A 20,991-nucleotide genomic window follows, 5' to 3' on the forward strand; every position below is an offset into this window, starting at 1 on the left:
CTGTGTCAGCCGACGGCGTGAAGTTCGTTGAGTCTGTGGATTCCCGCAGTGCCGGTCATACCGTCCCAGTTGTCGCCGCGTCCTTCTCGCCAGCCGTTGATCCAGGCTTGACGTACCGACGGTAGAGTAAATGGGCAAAGCTCACGGGATTTGCCACCAACGCCATATTGATATCCGCGCAAAAATGCTCTTTCCAACGGATCACGCTTAAGTCTTCTCATAGGGTGTTTCCCTCACTTGTTGACTGTTTTTGTCGCGTCGACCTCAATTGAGGTCTGGCAGAAAAACTCTGCCGTTGGCGGCTCGCTGCCGGCGTGGCGAGCCAAGGTGTTGACGCCGTTGCGACGTCAACCTGTGTCCAGTTCTAACCAATGAGTCACATCGATGGAATGACCGTTTTGTCATAAGGACGTAACGAAAAAGATGCTATGGCCATAAGTAACCGCGTATTTATCCAGTGTTTGTTGGCCAAACCCCGGTATGATCGGCCCCGCGCTGGATGATGAGGTTAATCCTTTAGTGAGAATGACCCACGTTTACGCTGGGGTACTATTCGACGAAGGGTTGCTTTGAGTCATTTTGTTGCTTCAACTTTTTTATCTGTCCCGGCATCTAAGCTCTTTTAACCCGAGCAGCGGGGATGGAACGGCACACCTTCGTGCCACGCGGGCGCTCTTGTAGAAAAGCGCCTGATTGAAAACCGGATCGGCAATGCGTTGCCGATTCATTAGCCAAAGGCTCTGGAAAAACCATGTCCGACCGTTTCGAACTCTTCCTCACTTGCCCCAAAGGCCTTGAAGGCCTGCTCATCGAGGAAGCCGTCGGGCTTGGCCTTGAAGAGGCCCGCGAACACACTTCCGCCGTGCGTGGCATGGCGACCATGGAAACCGCTTATCGCCTGTGCCTGTGGTCGCGTCTGGCCAACCGGGTGCTGCTGGTGCTCAAGCGCTTCCCGATGAAAAACGCCGAAGACCTGTACCACGGCGTGCTCGACGTCGACTGGCAGGACCACATGCTGGCCGACGGCACCCTGGCCGTGGAATTCAGCGGCCATGGTTCGGGCATCGACAACACTCACTTCGGCGCCCTGAAGGTCAAGGACGCCATCGTCGACAAACTGCGCACCCCGCAGGGCGACCGCCCAAGCATCGACAAGCTCAACCCGGACCTGCGCATTCACCTGCGTCTGGATCGTGGCGAAGCGATTCTGTCCCTCGACCTCTCCGGCCACAGCCTGCACCAGCGCGGCTACCGCTTGCAGCAGGGCGCTGCGCCGCTGAAGGAAAACCTGGCGGCCGCGATCCTGATCCGTTCCGGCTGGCCGCGCATTGCCGCCGAAGGTGGCGCGCTGGCTGACCCGATGTGCGGTGTCGGCACGTTCCTGGTCGAAGCCGGCATGATCGCCGCCGACATGGCGCCGAACCTGCGTCGCGAGCAGTGGGGCTTCACCGCCTGGCTGGGCCACGTACCGGCGCTGTGGAAAAAACTGCATGAAGAAGCGGTCGAGCGCGCCGCTGCCGGTCTGGCCAAGCCGCCGCTGTGGATTCGTGGTTATGAAGCCGACCCACGGCTGATCCAGCCGGGCCGCAACAACGTCGAACGCGCCGGCCTGAGCGAGTGGATCAAGATCTATCAGGGCGAAGTCGCGACCTTCGAACCGCGTCCGGACCAGAACCAGAAAGGCCTGGTCATCTGCAACCCGCCGTACGGCGAGCGTCTGGGTGATGAAGCCAGCCTGTTGTACCTCTACCAGAACCTCGGCGAGCGTCTGCGTCAGGCCTGCCTGAACTGGGAAGCGGCGGTGTTCACCGGCGCGCCGGACCTGGGCAAGCGCATGGGGATCCGCAGCCACAAACAGTATTCGTTCTGGAACGGCGCGCTGCCGTGCAAGCTGCTGTTGATCAAGGTCCTGCCGGATCAGTTCGTCACCGGCGAGCGCCGCACCCCGGAACAGCGTCAGGCCGAGCGCGAGCAAGCCGCTTACGATCAGACGCCGAACGAGCCGCAAGAGCGCAAGTTCAACAAGAACGGCAACCCGATCAAACCGACGCCGGCCCCGGCGCCCGTGATCGAGCAGCCGCGCCTGAGCGAAGGCGGGCAGATGTTTGCCAACCGCCTGCAGAAGAACCTCAAGGCGATGGGCAAGTGGGTCAAGCGCGAAGGCATCGACTGCTACCGCGTCTACGATGCGGACATGCCGGAATACGCCATGGCCATCGACCTGTACCACGACTGGGTGCACGTTCAGGAATACGCCGCGCCGAAGTCGATCGACCCGGAAAAGGCCTCGATTCGCATGTTCGATGCGTTGGCGGCCATCCCGCAGGCGCTGAACATCGACAAGAGCCGCGTGGTGGTCAAGCGCCGCGAGCGTCAGAGCGGCACCAAGCAGTACGAGCGTCAGGCGGCTCAGGGCAAGTTCAATGAAGTGACCGAGGGCGGCGTGAAGTTGCTGGTCAACCTCACCGACTACCTCGACACCGGGCTGTTCCTCGATCACCGGCCGATGCGCATGCGGATTCAGAAAGAGGCCGCCGGCAAGCGCTTCCTCAACCTGTTCTGCTACACCGCGACCGCTTCCGTCCACGCAGCCAAGGGCGGCGCGCGCAGCACCACCAGCGTCGACCTGTCGAAAACCTACCTCGACTGGGCGCGCCGCAACCTGTCGCTCAACGGTTTCTCCGACAAGAACCGTCTGGAGCAGGGCGATGTGATGGCGTGGCTGGAGAATTCCCGCGACGAATACGACCTGATCTTCATCGATCCGCCGACCTTCTCCAACTCCAAGCGCATGGAAGGCATCTTCGACGTGCAGCGTGACCAAGTGCAGTTGATCGACCTGGCCATGGCGCGGCTGGCAGCGGGCGGGGTGTTGTATTTCTCCAACAACTTCCGCAAGTTCCATCTTGAAGACAACCTGGCCGAGCGTTACGCGGTCGAGGAAATCACCGCCAGCACCATCGACCCGGATTTCGCCCGCAACGGCAAGATCCACCGCGCCTGGAAAATCACGGCTCGTTGACACTCTGCAAAATTGGATCCACAGAGTCTTGATTTTTAAAGGCTCTTGGATCCGTTCAGAGCTAGCCAAATTAGTGGCTAATAGCTATAACTCACACACGGCCGATGGGGTTTTTCCCGCAGATGCTGACGTAGTGAGTGGCTTTTATGTCGTTGCACCCCGTGCGCCCGAAGATATTGGGTTTTATCAGCGAAGAAGTCTCGGCCTGGCTGGTCGCGCTGCTGGTATTGCTCGCCGGCGGGATTCTCACGGGGCTGCTCGCCTGGGGCACCCTCAATCAGTTTCATAGCCAGTTGCGCCAACGCTTTCAGCTATTGGCCAATGAGCGCTACAGCCGCATCGAAGAACGTTTTCAGGATCAGGAGCAACGCCTCGACGGGCTGCGCCGGTTCTTCGCCAACTCCGAATCGGTGTCCCGCGCCGAATTCGACGGCTACACCCAACCTTTATTACTGCGCACCCAGGCCTATTCGTTCGCCCTGCGGGTGAGCGGCGCCGAGCGTGCAGCCTTTGAACAGCGGGCGCGGGATGAAGGCCTGAGCACCTTCAGCGTGCGCGAACTCAATGCCCGCGGCGAGCTGCAACTGGCCGCGGCCCGCGATGAATACGTGGTGGTGTTGTACAGCCAGACCCAGAGCCGGCTCGGCTCGCCACTGGGTTACGACTTGCTGGCCCAGCCGCTGCGCCGCACGACCCTGGAGCGCGCCGACCAGATTGGCGGCCTGGCGGTCTCGCAGCCGATGCATCTGGTGGCGATCGAGCCGGCCTACGCGCGCGGCGTGCTGTTGGTCGGGCCGGTGGTGCGTCCCGGCGAGACAAAGTCGTTCGGCTACGTGATGGCCGTCATCAGCATGCGTCAGCTGCTGGCGGACGGATTGCCGGATGCGTTTCATGACTATCTGTCGGTGCGCATCCTCGATCTGTCCACCAACGATCAGCATGAAGTACTGTTCGAATCGACCAATGAGCCGGCGCCGAGCGATCTGTCGGCCACTCGATTGGTGCGCATGGCCGATCACGACTATCAGGTGGATATCCTGCCCAGCGAAGCGTTCATGCAGGCCAACCATTCGTCGGTTGGCAGCGTGGTGGTGCTGGGCGGATTGCTCAGTCTGCTGCTGAGCGCGTTGCTTTATGTGCTGGTCAGTCAGCGCCAGCGTGCGTTGCGCATGGTCGAGTTGCGCACCCAGGAGCTGCATGAACGTGAACAGGAACTGCGCGGCACCCACGGCCAGTTGCGCGGGGTGCTCAACGCGGCGACCCAGGTGGCAATCATCGCCACCGACCTGCGCGGGGTGATCAACACCTTCAACCCCGGTGCCGAGCAGATGCTCGGTTATCTCAGCAGCGAAGTGGTCGGCCACATGACCCTGGAAAACCTGCACTTTCCCCGGGAGCTGGTGGCCCGCGCGGCGGAGCTCAGCGCTCGTTATGGCAAAACCATTCCGACCTGTCAGGCGATGTTGGTGGAGGGGGGCGAAGTCGGCGGGCACGAGGCGCGGGAATGGACGCTGGTGCGCAAGGACGGCAGCCACATTCCAGTGAACATGCTGGCCACCCCGGTGCTGGACGAGCAGGGGCTGTGGGTCGGGCATCTGGCGATCTGCATCGACATCACCGAGCGCAAGCGCGTGCACGAAGCGCTGGCCGCGCGGGACGTGCTGTTGAAGAAACTCAGCGCCCACGTTCCCGGCGGGATCTATCAATTCAAGATGGAGTTCGACGGTCGCTTCAGCGTGATCTACGCCAGCGACGGCATCCGCGAGATCTACGAGCTGGAGCCGGACGTGCTGCTGCTCAACGCCGAAGCCATTTTCACGCGCATCCACCCACAGGACGTCAGCCGTGTGCGCAAGTCGATCCGCGCCTCGGCGGACAACCTCAGTCCATGGCGCGAGGAGTACCGCGTGCAGTTACCGGAGCGCGGCCTGCGCTGGGTTCGCGGTGAGGCGACTCCGGAGGAACTGCCGGGCGGCGGCGTGCTGTGGCACGGTTATATCTCCGACATCTCCGACCTGAAGCGCGTCGAAGAGGAGTTGCGTGCCCTCTCGGTGACCGATGCCCTGACTGGCATTCACAACCGACGCTACTTTCAAGAGCGCCTGACCACTGAAATGGCCCGGGTCGAGCGTGGCGGTGGCGAGTTGTCGGTGATCATGCTCGACATCGACCACTTCAAGCGGATCAACGATCAGTACGGTCACGCAGCGGGCGACCGGGTTTTGCAGGCGGTCTGCGAGCGCATCGGCCATCGGCTGCGGCGTACCGACGTGTTCTGCCGGTTGGGCGGCGAAGAGTTCATGGTGCTGTGCCCGGACATCGACGGCGATCACGCTCACATGCTGGCCGAGGAGTTATGGCACAGCCTGCGCAGTGCGCCAATCGACGTGGTGGGGGTGGTGACGGCCAGTTTCGGGATTGCCAGTTGGCGACCCGGGGAGGGTGCGGACGCGTTGTTGCTGCGGGCGGATTCCGGGGTTTATGCGGCGAAACAGGGCGGACGGGATCGGGTTGAGCGGCAGATGAACTAGATATCGAGCCCGTGATCGTTCCCACGCTCTGCGTGGGAATGCCTCCGGGGACGCTCCGCGTCCAGTGACGCAGAGCGTCACGGGCTGTATTCCCACGCGGAGCGTGGGAACAATCAGGTTTGGGGGGGGGCGCAGTTTCGGCTGTGATGATTGTTCCCACGCAGAGCGTGGGAACAATCATTTACGGGGATTACAGAACCGAAGCGGTCTGCGGCGTCCGTGGCTGTTTATAAAGATCCAGCAGCACCTGATCCAGCACCGATGACGCGCCGAACGGGGCCTTGTCGTTGAGGATCGCCACCACCGCCCAAGTGTTGCCGTTGACGTCGCGGCTGAAGCCCGCAATCGCTCGAACAGTGTTCAGGGTGCCTGTCTTGACGTGGGCTTCGCCGCGCATCGCGGTGGTTTTCAGGCGTTTGCGCATGGTGCCGTCGGTCCCGGCAATCGGCAGCGAGCTGATGTATTCGGCGGCGTAAGGGCTGTGCCAGGCCGCTTGCAGCATGCTGGCCATTTCACGGGCGCTGACTCGCTCGGAACGCGACAGACCGGAGCCGTTCTCCATCACCAGGTGCGGCGCGGTGATGCCCTTCTTCGCCAGCCACTGACGGACCACGCGTTGCGCGGCCTTGGCGTCATCGCCGTCGGCGTCGTTGCGGAATTTCTGGCCCAGGCTCAGGAACAGCTGCTGAGCCATGGTGTTGTTACTGTACTTGTTGATGTCGCGGATGATTTCCGCCAGATCCGGCGAGAACGCGCGGGCCAGCACTTTGGCGCTGCTCGGCGTCGGGGCCAGACGATCCTTGCCCTGGATGCTGCCGCCCAGTTCTTTCCAGATCGCCCGCACGGCGCCGGCGGTGTAGGTCGCGTGGTCGAGCAGCGACAGGTAAGTCTGCGAGCTGCAGCCTTCGCCCAACTGGCCGGCCACGGTCACGGTCACGCTGCCATCGGCCTGCGGCACCGGGTTGTAGCGCACGCCGCCGGTGCATTGTTTGGAGTTGAGCGCTTTGACGGTGTTTTCGATGTTGATGCTGGCAATCGGCGGTTCGACCGAGATCAACACCCGGCCATTGTCGTTGCGGGCCACGAAGCGCAGGGCCTTGAGGTTGACCAGCAGCGAATCCGGCTTGACCAGGAACGGCTTGTTCTCGTCGTTGCCGTCATCGTTGAATTCCGGCAGTTGCGGCTGCACGAAGAAGCTGCGGTCGAGCACCAGATCACCGGTGACCTGGGTCACGCCGTTGGCACGCAGGTCGCGCATCAGCAGCCAGAGTTTTTCCATGTTCAGCTTCGGATCGCCGCCACCCTTGAGGTAGAGGTTGCCGTTGAGGATCCCGCCGTTCAGGTCGCCGTCGGTGTAGAACTCGGTTTTCCACTGATGGTTGGGGCCGAGCATTTCCAGCGCCGCGTACGTGGTGACCAGCTTCATGGTCGAGGCCGGGTTGACCGACACGTCGGCGTTGTACACGGTCGGCGTGCCCGGGCCGTCCAGCGGCACCATCACCAGCGACAGGGCAGTGGGCTGCAGCTTGCTGGCCTTGAGGGCTTTTTCGACGTTGGGGGTCAGGGCGGTGTTGATGGTGGCAGCGGAGACGGGCAGGGCCAGCGGCAGAAGAAGACCGGCCAGAAGCAGAGGACGCAACGATTTGATCATATGAAATAAAACCCTACAGCCGAGGGGAAAAAAGACGAGGACATGGATGAAAAGGCCCTCAGTGGTCATGAAAGTGTCGGCATTATGCCCCAAGGTGTAACAGCTTGTGCCTTTCGCAAGGGCGCCAATTCGTTATTTTTTTACAGGCGGTCGCACGCACGTCCCAGAGAGTCGGGCAATCGCCGGCTTAAACTGGTAAAGTGCCGGCCGTTATTACTTAAGAGGATTGTTCCAATGGCGACTAACCGTTCCCAGCGTCTGCGCAAAAAACTGTGCGTCGATGAATTTCAAGAGCTGGGTTTCGAACTGAACCTGGGCTTCAAAGAAGACCTGTCCGAAGAAGCCATTGACGCTTTCCTCGAAGCATTCATCAAAGAAGCCATGGAAGCCAACGGTCTGGGCTATGTCGGCGGCGACGACTTCGGTCTGGTTTGCCTGCAGAAGCGTGGTTCGGTCTCCGAAGAGCAGCGCGCTGCTGTTGAAGCCTGGCTGAAAACCCGCTCCGAGCTGACTTCTACTGAAATCAGCCCGCTGCTGGACGTTTGGTATCCGGAAAAGCCGATCAACGCGGCCAAGTGATACTGAAAAAAACGGCGACCTGAGGGTCGCCGTTTTTTTATGCCTGCTTTTTAACCAGGCCTCAGGCCTTGCGCCAGTTGAGAATCAGCAAGGTCAACACCCCCGCGACAATCCCCCAGAACGCCGAACCGATGGAAAACAGCGTCAGCCCCGACGCCGTGACCATGAAGGTGATCAGCGCCGCTTCCCGTTCCTTCACCTCGGTCATGGCGATGCTCAAGCCGTTGATGATCGAGCCGAACAGCGCCAAAGCAGCAATCGACAGCACCAGCTCCTTCGGCAGCGCGGCAAACAGTGCCGCCAGGGTGGCGCCGAACACCCCGGCAATCCCGTAGAAAATCCCGCACCACACCGCAGCGGTGTAGCGTTTGTTGCGATCTTCATGGGCATGCGGCCCGGTGCAGATCGCCGCGCTGATGGCTGCCAGGTTTATGCCGTGGGAACCAAACGGCGCCAGCAGCAGCGACGCGATGCCGGTGGTGGTAATCAGCGGCGAGGCCGGGACGTTGTAGCCGTCGGCGCGTAGCACGGCGATGCCGGGCATGTTTTGCGAGGTCATCGCTACCACAAACAGCGGAATGCCGATGCTGATGGTCGCGGCCAGGGAAAAGTGCGGCGTGGTCCAGACCGGTGTCGCCACTTCCAGATGAAAACCGCTGAAATCCAGCAGCCCCATGAGACCCGACAGCGCGGTGCCGATCAGCAGCGCAGCGAGCACCGCATAGCGTGGCGACAGGCGTTTGACGATGAGATAAGTGAAGAACATGCCCAGCACCAGGCCGGTGCGGTGTTGCGCGGCGACGAAAATTTCGCTGCCGATCTTGAACAGAATCCCCGCCAGCAGCGCGGCGGCGAGGGAGGCCGGGATCTTTTTCACCAGCCGTTCGAAGCTGCCGGTCAGGCCGCAAATCGTCACCAGCACCGCGCAGGTGATGTAGGCGCCGATGGCCTCGCCGTAGGTAACGCCGCCAAGGCTGGTGATCAACAGCGCTGCGCCGGGTGTAGACCAAGCGATGGTGATTGGCGTGCGATACCGCAGGGACAGACCGATCGAACACACTGCCATGCCGATGGAGATCGCCCAGATCCACGACGAAATCTGCCCGCTGGTCAGGCCCGCCGCTTGCCCTGCCTGGAACATCAGCACCAGCGAGCTGGTGTAGCCGGTCATCATCGCGATGAACCCGGCGACGATGGCGGAGGGCGATGTGTCCGCCAGCGGGCGCAGTCGGGTGTGGGTAATTTCGTTCATGACAGCGGCGTTCCTTGTTCAAGCCACGGATTTCGGGTTTAAGCCTAAACTCAAACGTAACGGAGCGTTGCAATACAGCCAAAGCCGCAAACAGCCGTACAGTCGTGTTGCCACCTTCCATTGTGTACAATCGCGCTGTTTTTTACGCGATACTTGCCAGCGACCCACTGTGCCGTATTACAGTCACGGTCAATTCGCCGCCGTTCTTCCCGACTCGAGTGCCCATGAACGAACAGTTGCAACCCCTCAAGAAACAACCGCGAGCAGGCAAAGCCGGCCGCAGCGGAACCCAGGACGATATTGTCTATGCGCATATCTTCGAGGCCATCCTCGAACAGCGTCTGGCGCCCGGCACAAAGTTGAGCGAAGAAGCGCTGGGGGAAATTTTCGGGGTCAGCCGCACCATCATTCGCCGCGCGCTCTCGCGTCTGGCCCATGAAGGCGTGGTGCTGTTGCGGCCGAACCGTGGCGCGGTCGTCGCCAGCCCGAGTGTTGAAGAAGCGCGTCAGGTGTTCCTCGCCCGACGTCTGGTGGAGCGCGCGATCACCGAGCTGGCGGTGCAGCACGCCACCGCCGAGCAGATCGCCGAACTGCGCCAGATGGTCAACGACGAACGCGACAGCTTCTCCCGCGGCGATCGCGGTGCCGGCATCCGTCTCTCCGGCGAATTCCACCTGAAACTGGCGGAAGCGGCGAAGAACGCGCCATTGATCAGCTTCCAGCGCAGCCTGGTTTCGCAGACGTCGCTGATCATCGCCCAATATGAAAGCGGCAACCGCTCGCACTGTTCCTACGACGAGCACACCCAGTTGATCGACGCCATCGAAGCGCGCAACGGCGAGCTGGCGGTGGACCTGATGATGCATCACATGGATCACATCGACAGCAAGCTCAACCTCGACGAGGAAAGTGCTTCGGACGATCTGCATGCAGTGTTCTCGCACCTGTTGCAGACCAAGAAGCCGGGGCGGCCGGCGGTCAAGCTCTGAGGCGAATCGACAGGCAATAAAAATCCCCCGGACTGCAAAGTACCGGGGGATTTTTTTTGTCCGTCTGATCGTGATGATCGTTCCCACGCTCCGCGTGGGAATGCAGCCCGTGACGCTCTGCGTCACTGGACGCGGAGCGTCCCCAGAGGCATTCCCACGCAGAGCGTGGGAACGATCGAGCAATCAGTTAGCGCTGGTGTACCAGCGTACCTGCTGCATAGGTCTGAGCCACAGTGCGGTCATCGCCCAGGGTCATCAGCACGAACAGCGTTTCGGCGATGTTGTTGGCCTGCTTCAAGCGGTAGCTCAGCAGCGGCGTGGCGTTGTAGTCCAGCACCAGGAAGTCGGCGTCGGAGCCCGGTTGCAGGTTGCCGATCCTGTCTTCCAGACGCAGCGCCCGCGCGCCGCCGAGGGTGGCGAGGTACAGCGACTTGAACGGGCTCAGGCGCGCACCTTGCAACTGCATCACTTTGTAGGCTTCGTTCAGGGTTTGCAGCAGCGAGAAACTGGTGCCGCCGCCGACGTCAGTCCCGAGGCCGACGTTCAGTTTGTGCTTCTCGGCCATCGGCAGGTTGAACAGGCCGCTGCCGAGGAAGAAGTTCGAGGTCGGGCAGAACGCGACCGCCGAACCGGTCTGCGCCAGGCGCGCGCATTCGTCGTCGCACAGGTGCACGCCATGGGCGAACACCGAACGCTCGCCGAGCAATTGATAGTGGTCGTAGACGTCCAGATAACCCTTGCGCTCCGGGAACAGCTCCTTGACCCACTCGACTTCCTTGAGGTTTTCGCTGATGTGGGTCTGCATGTACAGATCCGGGTATTCACTGAGCAGCTGCCCAGCGAGGGTCAGCTGTTCCGGGGTGCTGGTCGGGGCGAAACGCGGGGTGACCGCATAGTGCAGACGACCCTTGCCGTGCCAGCGCTCGATCAGCGCCTTGCTGTCGACGTAGCTCGATTCCGGGGTGTCGGTCAGGTAGTCCGGTGCGTTGCGGTCCATCATCACCTTGCCGGCGATCATTCGCAGATCCAGCTTCTCGGCCGCTTCGAAGAACGAGTTCACCGATTGCGGGTGCACGCTGCCGAACACCAGCGCGGTGGTGGTGCCGTTGCGCAGCAGTTCCTTGATGAAAATGTCCGCCACTTCATCGGCGTGGGCCTTGTCGGCGAACTGGCTTTCGCACGGGAAGGTGTAGGTGTTCAGCCAGTCCAGCAGTTGCTCGCCGTAGGCGCCGACCATGCCGGTCTGCGGCAAGTGAATGTGGGTGTCGATGAAGCCCGGGGTGATCAGCGCATCCTTGTGATGCGTGATCTCGATGTCCGCCGGCAGGGTCGGCAGCAGTTCGCTGGCGTGGCCGAGGGCGCTGATCTTGCCGTCATCGACCACCAGCAGGCCGTCCTCGAAATACTCGTAGGAGGCTTCGATGCCGACCTCGGCAGGGTCGGCGATGCTGTGCAGGATGGCGGCGCGGTAGGCTTTGCGAGTCAGAGGCATGAGGGTTCTCTAATCAGTTTGAGGCTTTGAGTGAGGCGGCCTGACTGCGGCGCGAAACCGGCAGCAGTTTGGCAATCGGTTCGGCACTGGCGGTGTGCTGGCCGAAATTGGCGTTATAGGTGGCGATGATTTCGCCGGCGATGGAGATGGCGATTTCCACAGGCAACTTGCCTTTGACTTCGCCGATGCCCATCGGGCAGCGCATGCGTTGCACGACACTGGCGTCGAAACCACGATCACGCAAACGGTGTTCGAACTTGGCCCGTTTGGTTTTCGAGCCGATCAGGCCGAACCAGGTGAAGTCGTTGCGCTTGAGGATCGCGGCGGTGAGTTCCAGATCCAGCTGATGGTTGTGGGTCATGACGATGCAGTAACTGCCGGCGGGCAGGTCGTCGATTTCATCCACAGGCTCCTCGGCGACGATTTTGCGCACGCCGTGGGGAATCTGTTCGGGAAATTCCTCTTCCCGGGAATCGATCCAGCGCACCCGGCAGGGCAGGCTGGCGAGCAGCGGCACCAGCGCGCGGCCGACATGACCGGCGCCGAACACGGCGATCTGCGCCTGCACCTGGCCCATCGGTTCGAACAGCAGCACTGTGGCGCCGCCGCAGCACTGGCCAAGGCTGGCGCCGAGGCTGAAGCGCTCCAGATGAGTGTCCTGCTTGCCGCTGGCGAGCATCTCGCGGGCGATCTGCATGGCTTTGTATTCCAGGTGCCCGCCACCGATGGTGTCGAAGGTCTGGCGGGCGCTGACGACCATCTTCGAGCCGGCATTGCGCGGCGTCGAGCCGAGCTCTTCGATGATCGTCACCAGAACACAAGGTTCGCCCTGGTTCTGCAGGTCGGCGAGGGCGTCGATCCAGTTGTACATATCTCACCTCTCAGATCGTTCCCACGTCGAGGCGTCGAACCGTCGCGTGGGAATGCATCACTGGACGCTCCGCGTCCGCTGTTCAGGATGCGACGCAGAGCGTCGCGGGCTGCATTCCCACGCAGAGCGTGGGAACGATCATCAGAGCGGAGCCAGCTCGGTTTCAGCTTCTACGGTTTTCACCGCCTTGAGCTGACGCATCTGCTCGCAACCCCACAACACCCGCTCCGGGGTCGCCGGCGCGTCGATCTTCGGCTGATGCTTGTAGTCGCCGAGGCTGGCCACCGCATCCTTGATCGCACACCACGCGGCGATGCCGAGCATGAACGGCGGCTCACCCACAGCCTTGGAGTGGAACACGGTGTCTTCCGGGTTCTTGCGGTTTTCCACCAGCCTCACCCGCAGATCCAGCGGCATGTCCGCCACGGCCGGGATCTTGTAGCTGGCCGGGCCGTTGGTCATCAGCTTGCCCTTGTTGTTCCACACCAGTTCTTCCATGGTCAGCCAGCCCATGCCCTGAACGAAACCGCCCTCGACCTGGCCGATGTCGATGGCCGGGTTCAGCGAGGCGCCGACGTCGTGGAGGATATCGGTACGGAGCATCTTGTACTCGCCGGTCAAGGTGTCGACGATCACTTCGCAGCACGCCGCGCCGAAGGCGAAGTAGTAGAACGGCCGACCACGGGCCTGGCTGCGGTCGTAGTAGATTTTCGGCGTCTTGTAGAACCCGGTGCTCGACAGCGACACCTGATTGAAATACGCCAGCTGGATCAGCGCTTCGAAGGTCAGGATGTGGTCACGAACCCGCACATGACCGTTGTGGAATTCCACGTCCTCTTCGCTGACCTTGTAGTGCCGCGCGGCGAATTCGACCAGTCGCTGCTTGATGATCTCGGCAGCGTTCTGCGCGGCTTTACCGTTCAGGTCGGCGCCGCTGGAGGCCGCGGTCGGCGAGGTGTTCGGCACCTTGTCGGTGTTGGTCGCGGTGATCTGCACGCGGTCCATTTCCACCTGGAACACTTCGGCCACGACCTGCGCGACTTTGGTGTTCAGACCCTGGCCCATTTCCGTGCCGCCGTGGTTCAGGTGGATGCTGCCGTCGGTGTAGACGTGCACCAAGGCACCGGCCTGGTTGAGGAAGCTGGCAGTGAAGGAAATGCCGAATTTTACCGGGGTCAGCGCGAGGCCTTTTTTCAGGATCGGGCTGTTGGCGTTGTAGCGACGGATCGCTTCGCGGCGCTCGGCGTACTGGCTGCTTTCTTCCAGTTCGGCGGTCATCTCTTCGAGCATGTTGTGCTCGACGGTCTGGTAGTAATGGGTGACGTTGCGCTCGGTCTTGCCGTAGTAGTTGGCCTTGCGCACGGCCAGTGGATCGAGGTTGAGGTGACGGGCGATGGCGTCCATCACTTCTTCGATCGCGACCATCCCTTGCGGGCCGCCGAAACCACGGTACGCAGTGTTCGACGCTGTGTTGGTCTTGCAGCGGTGACCGTTGATGGTCGCATCGCCGAGGTAGTACGAGTTGTCCGAGTGGAACATCGCCCGGTCAACGATCGAGGCCGACAGGTCAGGCGAGCAGCCGCAGTTACCGGCCAGATCCATCGCGATGCCGTGCAGGCGCCCTGTGCTGTCGAAGCCGACGTCGTACTCGACGTAGAACGGGTGACGCTTGCCGGTCATCAGCATGTCTTCGACCCGTGGCAGACGCATCTTGGTCGGTTGGCCGGTGAGGTGCGCGATCACCGCACACAGGCAGGCCGGGCTCGCAGCCTGGGTTTCCTTCCCGCCGAAACCACCGCCCATGCGGCGCATGTCGACCACGATTTTGTTCATCGAAACGTCGAGAACTTCGGCCACCAGTTTCTGCACTTCGGTGGGGTTCTGGGTCGAGCAGTAGACGATCATGCCGCCGTCTTCGGTCGGCATCACCGAGGAGATCTGCGTCTCCAGATAGAAGTGTTCCTGGCCGCCGATGTGCAGCGTGCCCTGAATGCGATGTTCGGCCGTGGCCAGTGCGGTGGTCGAATCGCCGCGCTGATGGGTGTGGCTGTCGAGCACGAAATGGCGCTTGCGCAGGGCTTCGACCACGTCCAGCACCGGCTCCAGATCTTCGTATTCGATGATCGCGGCCATGGCGGCCTTGCGTGCGGTTTCCAGGTCTTTCGCGGCCACGGCCAGCACCGGTTGACCGACGAACTGCACGTCATCGATGGCCAGCAGCGGATCGCCCGGTAGCAGCGGACCGATGTCTTTCAGGCCCGGCACGTCTTCGTGGGTGATGGCGATGCGCACGCCTTCGAAGGCATAGCAGGGCTTTGTGTCGATGCTGATGATTTTCGCGTGGGCGCGATCCGACAGCCGTGCGTAAACGTGCAACTGGTTGGGGAATTCCAGGCGGTCATCGATGTACTGCGCTTCACCGGACACATGCTTGGCGGCGCTGTCGTGTTTGACGCTGCGGCCGACGCCAGAGGTCAGGTCTTTGGCGAACAATTCAGCCAGTTCAGCTTGAGTTTTCTCTACGCCGTGATGGTTAGACATAAGCGGTCACCCGAGTCTCGATGTGCGGTGTTTGCAGTTCGATGAAGTATTTGCGCAGCAGGTTCTGCGCGCTGAGCAGGCGGTATTCCTTGCTGGCGCGGAAGTCCGAGAGCGGGGTGAAATCCTCGCCCAGCGCGGTGCAGGCACGTTCGACGACGGCATTGTTGAACGGCTGACCGAGCAGCACGGCTTCACAGTGAGCGGCGCGTTTCGGGATCGCGGCCATTCCGCCGAAGGCGACGCGGGCGTCGGTGATCACGCCGTTCTCGACACGCAGATTGAACGCGGCGCAGACGGCAGAAATGTCATCGTCCAGACGCTTGGAGACTTTGTAGGCGCGGAAGCGCTGCTCGGCCGTGGCGCGAGGCACGATGATTTTCTCGATGAACTCGCTTTCCTGACGCGCGGTGACCCGGTAATCGATGAAGTAATCCTCGAGGGCCAGCGTGCGGCGGGTCTCGCCCTTGCACAGCACGATCTGCGCGCCGAGGGCGATCAGCAGCGGTGGCGAGTCACCGATCGGCGAGGCGTTGCCGATGTTGCCGCCGAGGGTGCCCTGGTTGCGAATTTGCAGGGAGGCGAAGCGGTGCAGCAGTTCGCCGAAGTCCGGGTACTCGGCGTTCAGCGCTTCGTAGCAGTCGGAGAGGGCGGTGGCGGCGCCGATTTCAATGCGATCTTCGAAGTGCTCGATGCGCTTCATTTCGGCGACGTTGCCGACGTAGATCATCACCGGCAGCGTGCGGTGGAACTGAGTGACTTCCAGCGCCAGATCAGTGCCGCCGGCCAGCAGGCGAGCCTGTGGATAAGCGTCGTAGAGATCGGCCAGATCGGCGACGGTCAGCGGCACCAGGCAGCGTTTGTCGCCGCTGTTGAGTTCGCCGATCGATGTCGGGGCAATGGCTTTGAGGCGGGAGATGGTTTCCGCTTCGCGGGCGTCGAACTGGTCCGGTTGCTTGCCGCAGCAGGATTGTTCGGCAGCGGCCAGAATCGGCCGGTAACCGGTGCAGCGGCAGAGGTTGCCGGCCAGCGCTTCGTGGGCCTTGGCATGATCCGGTGCATCGCTGTTCTTTTGCAGGGCGAACAGCGACATCACGAAACCGGGGGTGCAGAAACCGCACTGCGAACCGTGGCACTCGACCATGGCTTTCTGCACGCTGTGCAGTTCGCCCTTGTGCTTGAGGTCTTCGACGCTGATCAATTGCTTGCCGTGCAGGGACGATACGAACGTCAGGCACGAGTTGAGGCTGCGATAGCGAATGTGCTCGCGGCCATCGTCATCCGTCTGCAACTCGCCGACCACCACCGTACAGGCGCCGCAGTCACCGCTGGCGCAGCCTTCTTTGGTGCCGGATTTGCCCACGTGTTCGCGCAGGTAGTTGAGCACAGTCAGGTTCGGGTCCAGGGCGTGCTCGCTACGGAGTTCCTGGTTAAGTAAAAACTGGATCACGGAAGGCCTCGCAGACTCATTATTGTTGTTGAGCGACTTGAGCCGAATTTAGCAGGTCTGACTTTTCGGTCAATGGTTTTCTGACTTAAAGGTCAGGAAAAACCGTTTTGTCGCTCAACCACGTGTCTCTTCAGTATTGACCCTCATTGGATCAAGCGCTTTTTTGCGGGATTCGTGCCAAAAACCGCTGTGCGGGCACTCCGCCATGACCGCGCATTGCGCTACACTGCGCCGCTTGTGCAGATCGAAGAGTTTGAAGGACAACCATGACGTTCAAGGCGCCGGACAGCCTCGCCGAGCAAATCGCTCACCACCTCGCCGAACGGATCATTCGCGGCGAAATGAAGCCGGGAGAGCGTATCCAGGAACAGAAGGTCACGCTGGCGCTGAACGTCAGCCGCGGCTCGGTCCGCGAAGCCTTGCTGATCCTCGAGCGCCGTCACCTGATCGCGATCCTGCCGCGCCGCGGAGCCCACGTCACCGAGCTTACGGCGCACAAGGTGCAGAGCCTGTGCACGCTGATGAGCGAGTTGTACATCCTGCTCGGCAACGCGGTGGCCAATGGCTGGCAAGTCCAGTCCGACATGGCGCCGTTCGTGCAGATCCAGCAGCGCCTGACCGCCAGCTACGAGCGTCAGGACATCCGCACCTTCGTTGACGACAGCTTCAACGTGATGCGCGCCGCGTACCCGTTCGCCAACAACCCGTACCTGCAAGAAACGGTGGAAAACCTGCAACCGGCCATGAGCCGCGCGTACTTCCTTGCACTGGAGCAGCGCAAGGCCGAGATGAGCGAGTTCCTCGAACTGTTCGAACGCTTGCTGGCCGCCGTCCTCGCCCGTGACCTGCCGCAGATCCGCATCGTGCTGACGGCTTACGCCCAGCGCAGCTGCGATCTGGTGGTGTCCGCCCTGACGGTTGCCTGACCTTGCGGCTCAAGTGCATCAAGCTGGCGGGGTTCAAATCCTTCGTCGATCCGACCACGGTGAACTTCCCCAGCAACATGGCGGCAGTCGTCGGGCCGAACGGTTGCGGCAAGTCGAACATCATCGACGCCGTACGCTGGGTGATGGGCGAAAGCTCGGCCAAGAACCTGCGCGGCGAGTCGATGACCGACGTCATCTTCAACGGCTCGACCAGCCGTAAACCGGTGAGCCAGGCGAGCATCGAACTGGTGTTCGACAACTCCGACGGCACGCTGCTGGGCGAGTGGGCGGCGTATGCGGAAATCTCGATTCGCCGCAAAGTGACCCGCGACAGCCAGACGACTTATTACCTCAACGGCGCCAAATGCCGTCGTCGTGACATCACCGACATCTTCCTCGGCACCGGCCTCGGCCCGCGTAGTTACTCGATCATCGAGCAGGGGATGATCTCCAAGCTGATCGAGTCCAAGCCCGAAGACCTGCGTAACTTCATCGAAGAAGCCGCTGGCATTTCCAAGTACAAGGAGCGTCGGCGCGAGACTGAAAACCGCATCCGCCGCACCCACGAAAACCTTGCCCGTCTGACCGACCTGCGCGAAGAGCTCGAGCGCCAGCTCGAACGCCTGCACCGTCAGGCCGAGGCTGCCAAGAAGTATCAGGAATACAAAGCCGAAGAACGCCAGCTCAAGGCGCAGCTGTCGGCCCTGCGCTGGCAGGATCTGAACGATCAGGTCGGCCAGCGCGAATCGATCATCGGCAACCAGGAAATCAGCTTCGAAGCGTTGGTCGCCGAGCAACGCAACGCCGACGCGGCCATTGAACGCCTGCGCGACGGTCACCATGACCTGTCCGAGCGCTTCAACCTGGTGCAGGGGCGCTTCTATTCGGTCGGCGGAGACATCGCCCGGGTCGAGCAGAGCATCCAGCACGGCCAGCAGCGTCTGCGCCAATTGCAGGACGATCTGAAAGAAGCCGAACGCGCACGCCTCGAAACCGAATCGCACCTGGGTCACGACCGCACCTTACTGCTGACTCTCGGCGAAGAACTCGATCAACTGACGCCCGAGCAGGAAATCACCAACGCCGCCGCCGAAGAAGCCGCTGCTGCGCTGGAAGATTCCGAAACCGTCATGCACGGCTGGCAGGAGCAGTGGGACGCCTTCAACCTGACCGCCGCCGAACCCCGTCGTCAGGCCGAAGTGCAGCAGTCGCGCATCCAGCAGCTGGAAACCAGCATGGAGCGTCTGGCCGATCGGCAAAAGCGTCTGGGCGAAGAACGGGCGCTGCTGTCGGCCGATCCGGAAGACGCGGCGATCATGGAGCTCAGCGAACAGCTCGCCGAGTCCGAAGCGACCCTTGAAGATTTGCAGACCAGCGAAGAAGCCCAGGTCGAAAAGCTCGAGCAACTGCGCCAGGAATTGCAGCAAGCATTGACCGCGCAGCAACAGGCGCAGGGCGATTTGCAGCGCCTCAATGGTCGACTCGCATCGCTGGAAGCCTTGCAGCAGGCCGCGCTCGATCCGGGCACAGGCACCGCTGAATGGCTGAAAGAGCACAACCTCACCGAGCGTCCGCGTCTGGCCGAAGGCCTGAAGGTCGAGGCCGGTTGGGAGCTGGCGGTGGAAACCGTGCTCGGCGCCGACCTGCAAGCGGTGCTGGTGGATGATTTCGGCGGCTTCGATCTGTCCGGTTTCGCCCAGGGCGATCTGCGTTTGCTCAGCCCCGGCAATGACGGCGTGCGCGTGGCTGGCAGCCTGCTGGACAAGGTCGAGGCGCAGGTGGATTTGTCGCCTTGGCTCGCTCAGGTCAAACCGGTCGACAGCCTTGAGCAGGCGCTGGCCCTGCGCGGCCAACTGGCTGCCGGGCAGAGTCTGATCAGCCGCGACGGTTACTGGGTCGGTCGGCATTTCCTGCGGGTGCGCCGCGCCAGCGAAGCCGAAAGCGGCATGCTTGCGCGCGGGCAGGAAATCGAATCGTTGCATGCGGAGCGCGAAGAGCGCGAAGCCACGGTCGAGGCCATGGAAGCCCGTTTGCAAACCCTGCGCGCGCAACAGCGTCAGCAGGAAAACGGCCGTGAACATCTACGTCGCTTGCTGCAAGACGAAGCTCGTCAGCAAGGCGAGTTGAAAGCTCAGCTGTCCGCCGGCAAAGCCAAGGCTGAGCAGTTGAATCTGCGTCGCACCCGCCTCGACGAAGAACTGGTCGAGCTCGCCGAGCAGCGCGAACTGGAACACGAAAACATCGGCGAAGCGCGGATCCAGTTGCAGGACGCCCTCGACGCCATGGCCCTCGACACCGAGCAGCGCGAATTGCTGCTGGCCCAGCGCGACAGCCTGCGCGAACGGCTGGATCGCGTGCGTCAGGAAGCCCGTCAGCACAAGGATCACGCCCATCAATTGGCCGTGCGTCTGGGTTCGCTGCGTGCACAACATGATTCGACGCGTCAGGCCCTTGAACGTCTGGAAATGCAGGCCGAGCGCCTCACCGAAAAGCGTGAACAGCTCAGCCTGAATCTGGAGGAGGGCGAGGCGCCGCTGGAAGAGCTGCGTCTGAAACTCGAAGAGTTGCTCGACAAGCGCATGAGCGTCGACGACGAACTCAAGACCGCCCAGATCGCCCTCGAAGACGCCGACCGCGAACTGCGTGACGCGGAAAAACGCCGGACCCAGGCCGAACAGCAATCGCAGTTGATCCGTGGCCAGCTCGAACAGCAACGCATGGAATGGCAGGCCCTGACCGTGCGCCGCAAGGCCCTGCAGGATCAACTGCTGGAAGACGGCTACGATCTGCACGGCGTGCTCAACACCCTGACCGCCGAGGCCAGCGAGAAGGCTGCCGAAGAAGAACTTGAACGCATCGCCGCGCGGATTCAACGCCTGGGCGCGATCAACCTCGCGGCGATCGATGAATACACGCAACAATCCGAGCGTAAACGTTATCTGGATGCCCAGGACGCCGATCTGGTCGAAGCCCTCGAAACTCTGGAAAACGTCATCCGCAAGATCGACAAGGAAACCCGTAACCGTTTCAAAGATACCTTTGATCAGATCAATGGCGGTTTACAGGCGCTTTTCCCGAAAGTTTTCGGTGGCGGACGCGCGTATTTGGAACTGACGGGCGAAGATCTACTCGATACAGGGGTGACGATCATGGCGCAGCCGCCCGGGAAGAAGAACAGCACCATCCATTTGCTCTCCGGCGGCGAGAAAGCCCTGACGGCACTGGCACTGGTTTTTGCGATCTTCAAGTTGAATCCGGCGCCGTTCTGCATGCTCGATGAGGTTGACGCACCACTGGATGACGCTAACGTTGGACGCTACGCACGATTGGTCAAAGAGATGTCGCAGACCGTGCAGTTCATCTATATCACCCACAACAAGATCGCCATGGAAATGGCTGACCAGTTGATGGGTGTGACGATGCACGAGCCGGGTTGTTCGCGACTGGTAGCCGTGGATGTCGAGGAGGCAATGGCGATGGTGGATGCCTGAGCCGGCGCTGTCGGAAAAGGTATTTGTAGTCTGTAGGACATATTTACCGGCTTCGACTTGCTGGCCAATCGACATAATCGCGCAAGCCAATGAGACAGACGGTGTAAAGTTGTCTTTGGTCGTGCTAGTTTAATGTCAATTTTTCGTATACGTGGGCAAAACGCCTGTCAGAACATAGAGTTGGCGCCACGTTTTAAAG

General features: G+C 61.5%; 13 protein-coding genes. 6 read left to right on the forward strand and 7 right to left on the reverse strand.

Annotated elements, in window-relative coordinates:
* Positions 1-5 precede the first annotated feature (5 nt).
* Positions 6-221, reverse strand: coding sequence for a ribosome modulation factor (rmf, locus tag AC0R79_RS10225; protein WP_003223300.1), 216 nt, complete (start codon positions 219-221; stop codon positions 6-8).
* A 530-nt stretch (positions 222-751) separates the two neighbouring features.
* Between rmf and rlmKL the strand changes: the two genes are divergently transcribed.
* Positions 752-3,022, forward strand: a complete 2,271-nt coding sequence (rlmKL, locus tag AC0R79_RS10230) for a bifunctional 23S rRNA (guanine(2069)-N(7))-methyltransferase RlmK/23S rRNA (guanine(2445)-N(2))-methyltransferase RlmL (protein ID WP_474734293.1) — start codon at positions 752-754, stop codon at positions 3,020-3,022.
* 146 nt (positions 3,023-3,168) lie between these two features.
* The gene (locus AC0R79_RS10235; protein WP_474734294.1) at positions 3,169-5,553 is read left to right on the forward strand and encodes a sensor domain-containing diguanylate cyclase; all 2,385 of its coding nucleotides are present in this window, start codon (positions 3,169-3,171) and stop codon (positions 5,551-5,553) included.
* A 190-nt stretch (positions 5,554-5,743) separates the two neighbouring features.
* On the opposite strand, the gene dacB is transcribed toward AC0R79_RS10235, so the two are convergent.
* Entirely contained in the window at positions 5,744-7,204 is a 1,461-nt protein-coding gene (dacB, locus tag AC0R79_RS10240) for a D-alanyl-D-alanine carboxypeptidase/D-alanyl-D-alanine endopeptidase (protein ID WP_007952030.1), read from the reverse strand.
* A gap of 234 nt (positions 7,205-7,438) precedes the next feature.
* Between dacB and AC0R79_RS10245 the strand changes: the two genes are divergently transcribed.
* On the forward strand, positions 7,439-7,783 hold the full coding sequence (locus AC0R79_RS10245) for a YggL family protein (RefSeq protein WP_007952029.1): 345 nt from the start codon (positions 7,439-7,441) through the stop codon (positions 7,781-7,783).
* Between the two features lie 61 nt (positions 7,784-7,844).
* Here AC0R79_RS10245 and AC0R79_RS10250 read toward each other — a convergent pair whose 3' ends face one another.
* Positions 7,845-9,035, reverse strand: coding sequence for a benzoate/H(+) symporter BenE family transporter (locus tag AC0R79_RS10250; protein ID WP_474734296.1), 1,191 nt, complete (start codon positions 9,033-9,035; stop codon positions 7,845-7,847).
* A 224-nt stretch (positions 9,036-9,259) separates the two neighbouring features.
* Here AC0R79_RS10250 and AC0R79_RS10255 point away from each other — a divergent pair, with 224 nt between their 5' ends.
* Positions 9,260-10,024 carry a GntR family transcriptional regulator gene (locus tag AC0R79_RS10255; RefSeq protein ID WP_007952027.1) on the forward strand — a complete coding sequence of 255 codons (765 nt, stop codon included), beginning with the start codon at positions 9,260-9,262 and terminating at the stop codon, positions 10,022-10,024.
* A gap of 187 nt (positions 10,025-10,211) precedes the next feature.
* Here the strand turns inward: AC0R79_RS10255 and guaD are convergent, their stop codons facing one another.
* The 4 genes from guaD to xdhA form a co-directional block, all read right to left on the reverse strand.
* Positions 10,212-11,516: a guanine deaminase gene (gene guaD, locus AC0R79_RS10260; protein ID WP_474734298.1), complete on the reverse strand. Its 1,305-nt coding sequence runs from the start codon at positions 11,514-11,516 to the stop codon at positions 10,212-10,214.
* 13 nt (positions 11,517-11,529) lie between these two features.
* Positions 11,530-12,387: a xanthine dehydrogenase accessory protein XdhC gene (gene xdhC / locus AC0R79_RS10265; RefSeq protein WP_258713142.1), complete on the reverse strand. Its 858-nt coding sequence runs from the start codon at positions 12,385-12,387 to the stop codon at positions 11,530-11,532.
* 141 nt (positions 12,388-12,528) lie between these two features.
* Positions 12,529-14,928 carry a xanthine dehydrogenase molybdopterin binding subunit gene (gene xdhB / locus AC0R79_RS10270; RefSeq protein WP_474734300.1) on the reverse strand — a complete coding sequence of 800 codons (2,400 nt, stop codon included), beginning with the start codon at positions 14,926-14,928 and terminating at the stop codon, positions 12,529-12,531.
* Positions 14,921-16,375 (reverse strand): xanthine dehydrogenase small subunit, encoded by a 1,455-nt coding sequence (xdhA, locus tag AC0R79_RS10275; RefSeq protein WP_007952021.1) that lies wholly within the window; start codon positions 16,373-16,375, stop codon positions 14,921-14,923. The genes xdhB and xdhA overlap by 8 nt, the downstream gene beginning before the upstream one ends.
* A 266-nt stretch (positions 16,376-16,641) precedes the next feature.
* Between xdhA and AC0R79_RS10280 the strand changes: the two genes are divergently transcribed.
* Both AC0R79_RS10280 and smc read left to right on the forward strand, forming a co-directional pair.
* Positions 16,642-17,301, forward strand: coding sequence for a GntR family transcriptional regulator (locus AC0R79_RS10280; RefSeq protein WP_007952019.1), 660 nt, complete (start codon positions 16,642-16,644; stop codon positions 17,299-17,301).
* A 2-nt stretch (positions 17,302-17,303) separates the two neighbouring features.
* Positions 17,304-20,792 carry a chromosome segregation protein SMC gene (gene smc, locus AC0R79_RS10285; protein WP_375746293.1) on the forward strand — a complete coding sequence of 1,163 codons (3,489 nt, stop codon included), beginning with the start codon at positions 17,304-17,306 and terminating at the stop codon, positions 20,790-20,792.
* Positions 20,793-20,991 lie beyond the last annotated feature (199 nt).

The organism is Pseudomonas sp. HD57-3, assembly GCF_056113135.1.

Bases quoted from the DNA above. Each gene is read 5' to 3' on its own strand.
- rmf (WP_003223300.1), bottom strand. From the start codon at position 221: ATGAGAAGACTTAAGCGTGATCCGTTGGAAAGAGCATTTTTGCGCGGA.
- rlmKL (WP_474734293.1), top strand. From the start codon at position 752: ATGTCCGACCGTTTCGAACTCTTCCTCACTTGCCCCAAAGGCCTTGAA.
- AC0R79_RS10235 (WP_474734294.1), top strand. From the start codon at position 3,169: ATGTCGTTGCACCCCGTGCGCCCGAAGATATTGGGTTTTATCAGCGAA.
- dacB (WP_007952030.1), bottom strand. From the start codon at position 7,204: ATGATCAAATCGTTGCGTCCTCTGCTTCTGGCCGGTCTTCTTCTGCCG.
- AC0R79_RS10245 (WP_007952029.1), top strand. From the start codon at position 7,439: ATGGCGACTAACCGTTCCCAGCGTCTGCGCAAAAAACTGTGCGTCGAT.
- AC0R79_RS10250 (WP_474734296.1), bottom strand. From the start codon at position 9,035: ATGAACGAAATTACCCACACCCGACTGCGCCCGCTGGCGGACACATCG.
- AC0R79_RS10255 (WP_007952027.1), top strand. From the start codon at position 9,260: ATGAACGAACAGTTGCAACCCCTCAAGAAACAACCGCGAGCAGGCAAA.
- guaD (WP_474734298.1), bottom strand. From the start codon at position 11,516: ATGCCTCTGACTCGCAAAGCCTACCGCGCCGCCATCCTGCACAGCATC.
- xdhC (WP_258713142.1), bottom strand. From the start codon at position 12,387: ATGTACAACTGGATCGACGCCCTCGCCGACCTGCAGAACCAGGGCGAA.
- xdhB (WP_474734300.1), bottom strand. From the start codon at position 14,928: ATGTCTAACCATCACGGCGTAGAGAAAACTCAAGCTGAACTGGCTGAA.
- AC0R79_RS10280 (WP_007952019.1), top strand. From the start codon at position 16,642: ATGACGTTCAAGGCGCCGGACAGCCTCGCCGAGCAAATCGCTCACCAC.